The 12,147-nt window shown below is 47.1% G+C and carries 11 protein-coding genes; 8 read left to right on the forward strand and 3 right to left on the reverse strand.

Translation table 11 applies throughout. The features are described from left to right. Positions 1-139: 139 nt before the first annotated feature. From IEV98_RS12970 to IEV98_RS13000, 7 genes are all read left to right on the forward strand, one after another. The gene (locus tag IEV98_RS12970; RefSeq protein ID WP_188506433.1) at positions 140-3,589 is read left to right on the forward strand and encodes a SusC/RagA family TonB-linked outer membrane protein; all 3,450 of its coding nucleotides are present in this window, start codon (positions 140-142) and stop codon (positions 3,587-3,589) included. A 21-nt stretch (positions 3,590-3,610) separates the two neighbouring features. After that, positions 3,611-5,362 carry a RagB/SusD family nutrient uptake outer membrane protein gene (locus IEV98_RS12975; protein WP_188506434.1) on the forward strand — a complete coding sequence of 584 codons (1,752 nt, stop codon included), beginning with the start codon at positions 3,611-3,613 and terminating at the stop codon, positions 5,360-5,362. A gap of 14 nt (positions 5,363-5,376) precedes the next feature. Continuing rightward, entirely contained in the window at positions 5,377-6,810 is a 1,434-nt protein-coding gene (locus IEV98_RS12980) for an endonuclease/exonuclease/phosphatase family protein (protein WP_188506435.1), read from the forward strand. A 13-nt stretch (positions 6,811-6,823) separates the two neighbouring features. Beyond that, positions 6,824-7,831 carry an endonuclease/exonuclease/phosphatase family protein gene (locus IEV98_RS12985; RefSeq protein WP_188506436.1) on the forward strand — a complete coding sequence of 336 codons (1,008 nt, stop codon included), beginning with the start codon at positions 6,824-6,826 and terminating at the stop codon, positions 7,829-7,831. Positions 7,832-7,937: 106 nt separating this feature from the next. Beyond that, positions 7,938-8,183: a DinB family protein gene (locus IEV98_RS24725; protein ID WP_188506437.1), complete on the forward strand. Its 246-nt coding sequence runs from the start codon at positions 7,938-7,940 to the stop codon at positions 8,181-8,183. A 5-nt stretch (positions 8,184-8,188) separates the two neighbouring features. Further along, positions 8,189-8,449, forward strand: a complete 261-nt coding sequence (locus IEV98_RS12995) for a hypothetical protein (protein ID WP_188506438.1) — start codon at positions 8,189-8,191, stop codon at positions 8,447-8,449. A 736-nt stretch (positions 8,450-9,185) separates the two neighbouring features. Continuing rightward, on the forward strand, positions 9,186-10,250 hold the full coding sequence (locus IEV98_RS13000) for a serine hydrolase domain-containing protein (RefSeq protein ID WP_188506439.1): 1,065 nt from the start codon (positions 9,186-9,188) through the stop codon (positions 10,248-10,250). Between the two features lie 87 nt (positions 10,251-10,337). On the opposite strand, the gene IEV98_RS24500 is transcribed toward IEV98_RS13000, so the two are convergent. Continuing rightward, on the reverse strand, positions 10,338-10,568 hold the full coding sequence (locus IEV98_RS24500; protein ID WP_229738780.1) for a hypothetical protein: 231 nt from the start codon (positions 10,566-10,568) through the stop codon (positions 10,338-10,340). Between IEV98_RS24500 and rhuM the strand changes: the two genes are divergently transcribed. Beyond that, the gene (gene rhuM, locus IEV98_RS13005; RefSeq protein ID WP_229738778.1) at positions 10,567-10,830 is read left to right on the forward strand and encodes a RhuM family protein; all 264 of its coding nucleotides are present in this window, start codon (positions 10,567-10,569) and stop codon (positions 10,828-10,830) included. The genes IEV98_RS24500 and rhuM overlap by 2 nt on opposite strands. Positions 10,831-10,972: 142 nt before the next feature. Here rhuM and IEV98_RS13010 read toward each other — a convergent pair whose 3' ends face one another. Continuing rightward, positions 10,973-11,410: a hypothetical protein gene (locus IEV98_RS13010; protein ID WP_188506440.1), complete on the reverse strand. Its 438-nt coding sequence runs from the start codon at positions 11,408-11,410 to the stop codon at positions 10,973-10,975. A 38-nt stretch (positions 11,411-11,448) separates the two neighbouring features. Continuing rightward, the gene (locus tag IEV98_RS13015) at positions 11,449-11,922 is read right to left on the reverse strand and encodes a hypothetical protein (protein WP_188506441.1); all 474 of its coding nucleotides are present in this window, start codon (positions 11,920-11,922) and stop codon (positions 11,449-11,451) included. Positions 11,923-12,147 lie beyond the last annotated feature (225 nt).

Below are 12,147 nucleotides of genomic sequence, written 5' to 3' on the forward strand. Positions count from 1 at the left end.
GAAATTTAATTGGTATGCAACGCCCGCATTGTCCTTGCGGTTATCCGGTTGCTTTTGGTGCACAACAACAATCATCATGCGATTTTCGTTATTTGTTGCAGTTCTCACTTTGATGTTTTTACAAACCTCAGTGGCTAGCATGGCACAGCGCGTTACACTACGTGCCCATGATACCAAGCTTGCTTCCGTATTCCAGTTGATCAAGAAACAAACAGGCTACGCTGTAATCCACAATAATCCAGAGCTAGCCGCGCTTCGTGTTGATGTTATGGTTACGGACGCGACCGTCGAAGAGGCCGTTTCCGCTTCGCTGAAGGGGCACCCCTACTCGTTTAAGATCGTAGCCAACAACATCTTTATCCGATACGAACCGACGCCGGTACCTGCAGTGGTGACCGCCGTTTCCGAATCCCAACAGCGAACCGTAACCGGCACCGTGCATGCGGACACAGACGAACCGTTGGAAGGCGTGACGATACAAAACGCCGATGGCCAAACCCTCGGCTTCAGCGATGCGCAGGGGAATTTCCGGATCCGGCTTAGTGGCGACGATACGCAGCTTACGTTTACCATTGTCGGCTACCAACGTCAAGAGGTGGCGCTTGGTTCATCCAACACCTTAACGGTGCGTTTAAAGCCCGCTATCAGCGATATCGATGAAGTGGTTGTGGTAGGATATGGGCAGCAGAAAAAAGTCAATCTCACTGGCGCTGTCAGCACCATTGCGGGCGAGGAATTTGAGGAGCGCCCCGTTACCCAGCTCACGCAAGCGCTCCAAGGCAGCGTACCCAACCTGAATGTGGTGTTTGGTTCTGGCCAGCCCGGCACGAGCGGCAGCGTGAATGTACGGGGCAACACGTCTATCAATGGTGGTGGGCCGCTGATTTTGATTGACGGGGTACTGGGTACCCTCGACCGCATCAACGTAAACGACGTAGAATCCGTTACGGTGCTGAAGGATGCTTCTGCTGCTGCTGTTTATGGCGCTCGCGGGGCATTCGGCGTCATACTGGTCACCACCAAAACCGGCGGCAAGGATGGAAGCAACAACATTACTTACTCCACCAACATTGGCTTTACCCAGCATGCTACCAATACGGATTTCATCACGTCGGGGTACTGGAATGCCAAGATCAATGATGATGCGATGTACAACGCGTTGGGTTACCGAACCACGCGTTATACCGACGAAGATTACGAAGAACTCCTAGCCCGTGTAAACGACAAAACCGAAAATCCGGATAGGCCGTGGGTAATGGTTAAACAGGATGCCAGCGGCCGGGATATCTACCGATATTATGCCAATTTTGACTGGTTCAACTACCTGTTTGATGACAACAGGCCAAAGCAGGACCACAACCTGACCCTTTCGGGCAGAAGTGGAAAGACCAGCTATTCGCTATCTGGGGCGATGTCTAAAGAACAGGGTGTTTTCAATATCCAACCGGATTATTTCCGTCGGCAAAACCTGCGGGCGAAAGTTGCTACCGATATCAAAGACTGGCTCACCGTGAGCAACAACACACATTTCTTTAAATCTTCCTACGACTGGAACGGCTTTTCGACCAACTTCAACGATGTAGATAATAATGTAAGCAACAGCCCGACCTACCATTATCACGCCATGTATGTACCGCGCAATCCAGATGGTACGCTCACGGGTTATTCAGGCATTAACAGCTATCCCATTGGCTATGGCCTGCACAACGGGCTCGAAAGTGGCACCATGCGGGGGTATAATAAGGGCACCGAATTGACCAACCTTACCGAGGCGGTATTCAAGATCGCCAAAGGCCTTACTGTTACAGGTAACTATACCTATCGCGAGTACCGGTCGGATTACTCCTACCGGCAAACCCGCCAATATTACTCCAAATATCCGGGGGTAATGGAGCTGTCCAACCTGGGTGCACTTAACCAGGACCGACTGACCGAAACGATGAGCAAGTATCATTGGCACCTCATCAACGTTTTTGGCACATACCAAACGCAGTTCGGCCAGCATAACCTTACTGCGATGGCTGGTTTCAATCAGGAAGACCGCACTTACAAACGTGTGGGCGGTGTAGGCCAAGAGCTGCTTTCCGAGTCCTTGAACGACCTCGACCTCGTGATCGGCGAACGGCAGTTCAGTGCAGGTGCCGACGAGTGGGCTGTGCGCGGCGGATTTTACCGCCTCAATTACAATTTTGCGGGCAAGTACCTTCTTGAGGCCAGTGGCCGGTATGACGGAACGTCTCGTTTTCCCCAGCGAAGCCGGTTTGGCTTCTTCCCGTCGTTCTCCGCCGGATGGCGCGTGAGTGAGGAGGCCTTTTTTGAGCCATTGAAAAACACAGTAAACAACTTAAAAATCCGTTATTCCTACGGCACACTTGGCAATCAGGAAGTAGCTACCTATGGCTACATCTCATCAATGGGTACCGATCAGATCAATTACCTGGTAAATGGACAGCGCCTGAATGTGACTAACCCGCCTTCGCCCGTAGCGCCGACACTTACTTGGGAAAGCATTACTACCAGTAATATTGGTTTGGATGTGAATCTATTCAAAAACCGGTTTTCGGTGGAAGCTGATTACTACACACGTGACACGAGGAAAATGCTCAGCACAGGCCGCACCTTGCCGGAGGTTTTTGGCGCAGCGGAACCCCGGGAAAATGCTGCGGACCTGCGTACCAAAGGATTCGACCTGATGGTAAGCTGGCAGGACGAATTCCAGGTGGCAAGCAAACCGTTTTCGTATACGGTACGGGGTATCCTCTCCGATTACACGTCTAAAATTACCCGGTTCAGCAATCCCGCCAAACTGCTGAATACCTTCTACGAGGGCCAGCAACTGGGCGACATCTGGGGGTACCAGTACGCGGGCTTCTTTAAGACAACCGAAGAGGCTCAGGCCTGGGCCGCTGAAGTAAACCAGGACCAGATCAATAGACGACGGGTGCAGGCGCCGACGGCCGAGCTTCGTATGCTTCAGGCGGGCGACATCAAGATCCTCGACCTCAACGGTGACGGCATCATCAACCAAGGACTGAACACGCTCGACGATCCGGGCGACCGGCGAATTATCGGAAACAGCCAGCCCCGCTATTCCTTTGGGCTTACTTTGGGTGGTAGTTGGAATGGTATTGATATATCTGTATTTTTTCAGGGTATCGGTCGCCAAAACTGGTACCCGAACCTCGAAAGCCAGGCGTTCTGGTCGGTATATGCCCGTCCGTATGACTCTTTCATCCCGTCCGACTTCCCGGATAAAATCTGGTCGCCTGAAAACCCGAATGCTTATTTTCCATTCTTGCGCGGCTATACAGCCCAAAACTCCGAACTGTCTGTTGCCAATGATATGTACCTGCAAGATTTGGCATATTGCAAATTACGCAACGTTACTGTCGGCTATAGCTTGCCTACGAACTGGATCAATCGCGTGAAGTTGACTCAAGTCCGATTCTTTGCGACAGGCGAAAACTTGCACACGTGGACCAAGCTGAAATCAGACTACATCGATCCGGAACAGGTGATGACCGATAATACCGGACGAAGTTACCCCTTTGGGCGGGTCTTTTCATTCGGCGCACAGATTTCCTTTTAAACGAGCATCAGAAAAAACGACATGAAAACCATACGTATCTATATTCTCGGACTATTGGCAACGGCCTCGGTTTCGTGCAACAACGACTACCTCGAACGTTACCCAATTGCCGAGCTAGCCCCGGAAAACTATTTCCGCTCTGCATCGGAATTACAGAACTACACCAATGCGTTCTACAATCGATTACCGGATGCTTTGGCCATCCACTACAACAACCCCAATCAGGCGGATGACGAAGCCCGCAACACATTGGCTGCCGAAATACAGGGTACCCGCGAAACGCCATCTAGTGGTGGAGGCTGGGACTGGGCGGAGTTAAGACGCATAAATTTCTACCTGGAAAACTCGCATAAGTGTACAGACGAAGCAGCCCGGCTACAGTATGATGGCATCGCCCGCTTCTTCCGCGCCTATTTTTACTTCGATAAGCTGGTTCGCTTTGGCGACGTGCCCTGGTACGATTCCGTACTCGATATCGACGACGAAGGCCTTACAAAAGCGCGTGATCCGCGTGAACTGGTTTTTGCCAACATGCTCAGTGACATCGACTTTGCAATTGCCAACTGCCAGGAGGCCAAAAGTGGACAGTTGATTACGAAATGGACCGCCTTGGCGCTCAAATCACGTATATGCCTGTTTGAAGGCACCTTTCGCAAATATCACGGCTTGGGCAACTGGGAGGAAATCTTGCAGGAATGCGTGGAGGCTTCCGAGGCGTTAATCCACTCGGGAACCTACAGCATCTATGCCGGCGATCCCAGCACGGCCTACCAGGAATTGTTTATTGCCGAAGACGCCATTACGAGTGAGGTGATCCTCGCGCGGCGATACGATGCTTCCGTGCCCTTCGTCCACTCGGCCAACTTTTATATTCTGTCCGCGTCATACGGTCGCCCAGGCATGCAGAAATCGGTCGTCAACAGTTACCTGATGAAAGACGGAAGCCGGTTCACCGCTATTCCCGGCTACGAAACGATGCAGTTTTTCGAAGAGACCCAAAACAGGGATCCGCGTATGGCGCAGACGATCCGTACACCCGGATACAAACGCATAGGCCGCAACGAGGTTTCGGTTCCGGATTTTGCCACCAGTGTAACCGGCTACCAATACGTGAAATACGTACTGGCACCGGCCTTCGATTCGGGACAATCTACCAATGACATGCCCATCTTCCGGTATGCGGAGGTACTGCTCAATTTTGCAGAAGCCAAAGCGGAACTGGGCACGATTACCCAGACGGACATCGACCAAAGCATCAAACTGCTGCGCGACCGTGTAGCCATGCCCAATCTGGACGTTGCAGCTGCCAACGCCAATCCAGATCCATATCTGTTAGGTGAGTATGCACAAATACAAGCGGATGCTAATACCGGCGTGCTGCTGGAAATACGCCGCGAACGTCGTATCGAACTGGTCAAGGAAGGACATCGCTACCGAGACCTGTTGCGCTGGAAAGAAGGCGCCCGACTGGAAAAGCCATTCTACGGCATGTATTTCCCGGGAGTGGGTGAATACGACCTCGACCATAATGGCAGCATCGACCTTGTCATCTATCAGGGGCAAGCACCAACGGCCATACCGGGGCGCCAATACCAACGCTTGGGGGAGCTCGTATTGGAAAACGGCACCAGTGGCGGGCGTATTGTAAACCTGCCCGACATCATTAAGCAATGGGATGAAGACAAAGACTACTATTATCCCATCCCCACGCAGGAGCTACAACTGAATACGAATCTAGAACAGAATCCTGGATGGGATCGTGCCGGCAGTTGATGAAAACAATGCATATGTTAACGATCGTCATGACTGGGCTCATGACGATCTTTTCGGGCTGCGAAAAACTGCCCTCAATCATCGAAGACATCGATTACCTACGGGCGAATAGGGTACTGCGCACGGCTACCTTTAACATCGAATACAATAACACAAATAGCACTTCCATTCCATGGGAACAGCGCAAACACACTGTAAAACAATTGTTTAGTGACTACACCTTTGACATTGTAGGCGTACAGGAACCCTACCGGTCGCAACTCAACGACTTGGCGAACCTGTTGCCCCAATACGCTTATGTAGGGCATAGTGTGATGGGAAGTACCTCGGCCGACCAACAATTGACCGTCGGCATCCTCTACAAAGAGGAACGACTTGCGTTGTTGGACTCGGGTATGTTCTGGCTTTCGGAAACGCCAGACGTACTCAGTAAAGGCTGGAATAACACCCAATACCGCATTTGTCAGTGGGGCAAATTCAAGGATAAATCCACCCAACGTATCTTCTATTATTTCAGCACCCACCTAGATTTCGATACGGAGGCCTATTTACCTACGCTGCAACTTATTTCGGATCGGATCAAACAGGTGGCCTCTGGTTATCCTGCTATCCTTGGCGGGGATTTCAACTTCAATCAGACGACCTCTACCTATCAAGCATTGATTGCGGAGGGGTTTTTCCAAGACACTCACCTGTATGCTGAAGAGCTAATCAACCCCTTTCAGGGTACCTTTACGAATTATGGCAGCGGATTATCCGGTACGAACCGGATAGATCATCTCTTTGTCGCAAATTGCAGCAACATTCACATCGCGAAGCGCAAAGTGATTACGGACAGCTACGCTGGAGTTTACCCATCAGATCACGCGCCTGTAATGGCAGAGCTTGTCCTGCCTCCTATGTGTAGCACCACGCCAGCTAGGCGGGATACCATCCGAGAGGATTTCAAGCGCGCCGTTATTAAGGGATTATACCCTGCCGGAAATGTGATTGCACCGAGCGGGATGTGGCTGTTTGATGGTGCGCTCGTGTACCATAAAGAACCAACCGACTATCGGCCTATGGCGCCACGATTGATCGGTGTCAACAACCGGGGAACACCTGATCTGTTAGGCCCCGGTTTTATCGAAACCGCCTTTACTTTACCTGGGCTGGATCAAGTCGATGTCGAGTTTGTATCCATGCCGGCCACGTCCGAAGTGGGACCTGACTTCGCATTGGAAATCCAGGTATCTAAAGATGGAGGAAATTCCTGGGAAAGCTTGGGAACCAAGCATACAGAGCGGCATAACCTTGCGACGGCGTCTTTCCGCCCCCAGATACCCGCTTCACAACCGGTAACCGTAAAAATCATTAATCGATCCCCTCAACTAGATACAGATTTGGTTAGAGGCAATCGAATCAATATCTTGAGCGTTCAGTTTATCGTTCCCCATTCATCAAAATAAGTACGAACACGTCATGTACAGAACCAAAAAACACCAGCACCAGTCCCAGACAACAAGAAAGCTATTTTTAAAGCAATCTGCCTTATCACTCCTTGGTTTAAGTTTACTGCCTTTTGGGAAAACAGCACATGCTGGCCGGCTCCGGCAGAATCCGGTTCCCGAACGAACTTCCGCCAAAAACTCGCAAACCATCCGGTCGATCTCATACAACGTGTTCAATGGCTGCATCGGTTACAAAGGCATTAATGGTCGTGATTTGCCGCCCGGTGACGAGAGCACCTTGGTTAAGGCGGCGAGAGACTTGGGGCAATTCCCTGCCAGGATCATGCAGGAGTTGGCTTTATACCAACCTGATATTATCAATTTTTCGGAGTCGCCCGGTGAAGAAACCGTAGCCGAAATGGCAAAAATGCTTGGTATGAATTATGCCTTTTTCCCCGGCGGAAAAAACGGAAAAGGAAAATTCCCCGGGGCTATCCTTACCCATTTTGAAATCCGGAGCTCCGAAACCAGGCCGTTTGCAACCAAGGACGGAGATATGGAGGAACTGTTTACCAGGCATTGGGGGAAAGCGGAACTCCGCCTGCCGGACGGGAAATCCATCATTGTCCATTCCGCGCACCTATGGCCTTTCGCCAAAGAAGAAAACGATACCCGGATCCGATTGGAAGAAATCGCAGCGATGCTGGCCGCGATAGAACACGATTCGGCTGGCGATGCTGATTACATCCTTCTCCAAGGCGATTTGAACCACGCACCGGATACCCCAGAGTATGAACGCTTAAACAGTGGTAGACTGGTAGATGCATTTAAGATCGGTGGCCAGGGCGATGGCTATACCACGAATGCGGTCAAACCTGTCAAAAGGATAGATTACATCTATTGCACGGAAACCCTCGCTAGCAGGATAAAAGAATGCCGATCCCTGTACGAGGGAAATTTCCGGATGAATAATGATGATCCGAAAGGGTTTGCACTAAGTGACCACCTTCCTGTACTTGCGGATTTTGGGATAGACTGAGCACGGGGATTGGGGGCTGTCAAGACGTTGTATGTTGAAAACAGTGAAGCGCTGTGTAATCCGGAGATTGAGGTGATTTGACCGGCTTTCTTAATTTTGCAGATCAATGGTAATAAAAATAAAACCGTCTTTCCCGATTTTACCACTCCGAGGTGTTTTGAAAAACCTTGACGAAAAATCGCTTAAACGGAAATATATCCACCCCGAACACGGGCAAGAGTTTACCTTGGATGAAACTATTGGCATGTATGCCTGGCATTGCAGCCATCATTTGGCGCATGTAATTACCAGATGTAAGGCAATGAGTTTTTTTGATCTTTCTTTTTCAAATTTGAATCCGAGACGACGATAAAGCAAATGACCCCGGAGCAAAAGATTCTTTACCAACAAATTGATGAAATCCTTTGGTATGAATGGGATCCGATCGGCGTGAATGTGTACGAAGGAGCAAGAGATGAATATTATAGTTATCTCCCCCAAATATTCAACCTAAAAATAAGTGGAGCGAATAAAGAAACCATTGCCGCCGCACTTTTCAAGATTGAAACTGAAATCATGTGCTTGTCGGGAAATATGGAGCATTGCAGAGAGATTGCTGGCAAGATAGTGGACTTATAACGGCCAACATAATTAATGACGATTTGAATAGATTGATCTGTCTTCGTATCTTGGTCATAAATAATTGACCAGCATAACCAGTTCCGCATTATGAAACAGAAAAACGCTTCAAAATACTTTGACACCAATCCTTCAGGATGGGGCCTACGCGGTGATCCATTCTTATGGGAGGACCTTAAATCGAAATTTCAAAAGATGAATGTTCCGGTATCTGCGTTAGAATTAGATCGACTGTTACACAAATTCTTCAAAGAATTAACTGGCGAACCTCCTAACGCGGCAACAATATCTTCGTAGAAAGGTACAGTAAAGGCGGCATGTCAAGCGGTATGGTCTCGTCAGATTATTGGCTGGAAAAAGGCTTTGCCACAATTATCCAGCGATACGTAGAAATGGAGATGAGGTAATTAACGAACCTATTAAAATGTGTGAAGATTGCTTTCTTTCTGAACATCGGTCATTTCTATCTTGCAACGAATGGCTGAATTTTGACTTAGAACTAACGAAGAAACTGGGAACTGGTAGCATGAGTTTTGTAAAATTTAGACATGATGGAATTAGAGACAAAGATGATGGCGATTATGTTTACAAATGTGCAAGTTGCCAACAAAGTTGGCGGCTAAAAGAACCTGATCATGCTCTGAGAGGTTATTTTAAAAAACAGTAACTTAATTTAACAGTTAAGATTGGACAAGGTTAAGAACGGTAGGGAGATAATCATATGAAGTCCTAAAAAATGTTAGAATATCGACTCAATCATGCTAACAAAACGCTAATGGCGCTGGCGTTTATGTTATTATCTACCACTATTGCTTTGGGTCAAGTTTCCAATTATTATGACCAGCCAATTAGTATACCAAAATTAGAGCAAACCATAAGACAGGCTATGGACTCATTAGACGTACCCGGAATGTCTGTAGCAATCCTTAATGAAGGAAAGGTTGTTTATTGCAAGGGGTTCGGTTTTGCGGATATCGCCAAGAAGAAAAAAGTAACGGCCACCACATTTTTTGAAGCCGCTTCCATGTCAAAGCCGGTATTTAGTTACTACGTATTAACATTGGCTAAAGAAGGGAAAATTGATTTGACCAGGCCGCTCTACAAATATCTGCCCGAACCTGATATTGTAGATGAACGCTATAAGGAAATAACCGCCCAGATGGTGCTAAGCCATACGACCGGCTTACCAAACTGGCGAGAATCACCAACAATGGAGTTGGCCTTCAATCCGGGACAAGAATTCGCCTATTCGGGAGAAGCTTACATGTACTTGGCGAAAGTTGTGGCCAACCTGAATAACATAACACTCTGGCAACTCGATGAAAACTTTCAACACGAAATAGCCCGGCCGCTCAAATTGAAAGATTTTCATTTTGTACTTACCGCGAAAGTTGCCAGTAAACTGGCAACCGCTTATCAGGACGGTAAGCCAGTGGAAGATGAACGTGACCGATCCATGTTCGACCCCGCCGGTGGTCTATACGCTAACGCTGCGAACTTTTCAAAGTTTTTGATCGCGCTGATGAACCAACGGGAATCCTACAGCGATATGTTCAAACCGGTAATCGAATTATCAGCAGACAATCCGCTTAGGAGTATTTTCGGAATTAATGCGTGGACACTTGGTTTGGCTGAAATTAAAATCGGAGAATCAACCAATTTTTGGCACGGGGGAAATAACTTGGGTTATACTTCGTCTTTCATGATCGATCCCAAAAAGCAGTTTGGTTATGTGTTTTTCACCAACGCAGATCAATGCAACGGAATGAAAATGGTATTTGAAAACATCCTGTGGAACTAAATGAGTTCTAGAAATCCATAGTAAAACGACGCGAAGCAATATGAACAACCCCAGCGACCGAAGGGGTTCTTACCAGCTCACGTTGAATTACGTTTCATTATCCAGCCGAGTCGTTGAATCACTCCTCGATTCCAAATGGCGAGCAATGCCCCTTAATAAGCGATTGGTTTCTTCTTGGTTTTTTAGAATGATATCCACTTTCCAATACCAAAGAAATACACCCCGTATCGCAAAAAACAGGAGTATCGAAAATGCCAAAACGACGAGGGGAAGGACTATGCCTTGTGATGATGAGCTTTGTAGTAGAATAGCGTTCATGCCATGTAATTGCTGGGTTGAAAAATGTAAGGAAAAGGAATTAGAAGAAAAATCAACTACCGAGAAATCCTCGGTAGTTCAAACGGAAGGCAAACGTCAAATACGTAGAAACGTGAAATTCTATAATTTGAATGCCATCATCTCTGTAGGATATAGAGTAAATTCAAAACGGGGTACCCAGTTCCGCATTTGGGCCACGCAACGACTCAAGGAATATCTTCTACAGGGCTATGCAATCAACGAAAAACGGCTTGCACAGTAGCAACGTGGGATATGGAGAGCTAACTAAGATCAACGAAATGACTTCATCCTTCGGCGGCACAATGTATGCCGCCCGGATATCCGTTGATTCGATCGGGCGAATTAAATAACTAAAATTTTCAACAATCCTTAAAATCGGCTGATCAATCCTTGCCCGGATGCAGCTGTTTAGAAACAAACCGAACAAATTGTATCGCCAATGCTATGGCTAGTATTCCCTGAAAAATTCCGGTAAGTTCAAAAATGGCATCGTTGGGCATTTCAACAAGTTCGGGTTCGTAAAAACTGTAAAAAGTCTTCTTGATAGTATCTTCCGGCACATTGCTAAAAAACAATATGTTCTTCAATACATGATTATAGATACCTTCTAGAAGACCTATTAATAATAGTGATGGAACAAATATCACAATAGCATAAAGTAGGGTTGGAACTTTTTTATAAGGCACTGTTTTCTTTCGAAAGTACCTATCAAAAAAATAAGTGATTATGATTACCGGAATGCTAACGGCCAGTACGTGCAAGCGTTCGGGTGTGTTGTAGATATACGCTCCATAAACGTGATGAAGGCTTGTTGTTATCATCAACCAATTGCTGTATTTACTTAGCATTTGCTGTATCATCAATCCCACCACTTAGGTTTTTTGCCATTTCGCGAACCTGATAACCGAGTGCCATTGCCTGGATAACAATCAATAGTCTCCCTGTCGTAAAAAATCACATACATCGATCCATCTTTCTTGGAGATCAAATTGAGATAGCCGTCTGCATCAGTTTTGAGATTACAACGTTGGGATGGAAAATCAATTGGGTTGCCATCTCCATAAGGTATTACTTCTACCATTGCTTCTTGATCGTTAACTGACTCTATTTTAATCTCAAGACTGAAACCGTCAATTGGGAGTTCAAATATTTCACCGTCTAATTCGCCTTCGAAGCACTTGAATGTTCCGTCGATATGATTTTTAGTCACTAAATCCTCGTTATTGCATCCAACTAACATAAAAAGGATGGAGAACCCCAATAAATGGATTCTTTTAAATAAAATGTCTAACATATTTTTTGATTTGAGATTACCATATTTATTATCATGCATGCCTATCTGTGATTTGAATAGTGATGTTTTTATTAATTTCTGAGTAAAAAACCAAAACACAGCTTCATGTTTTTAAAAACTGAGCGTGTGTTGGCAGGTACGAATATCGAAACATGCCAGCTTTTAGTATTGTAAAAATCGGACATTTCCGCGCCCGCTTGGACTCAATATTCCTTGAAAACACGTTGAACCACGTATCTCCTCGATAATCTCGTCTGCGTTTTC

The organism is Parapedobacter pyrenivorans (assembly GCF_014636865.1).
GTDB classification, from domain to species: domain Bacteria; phylum Bacteroidota; class Bacteroidia; order Sphingobacteriales; family Sphingobacteriaceae; genus Parapedobacter; species Parapedobacter pyrenivorans.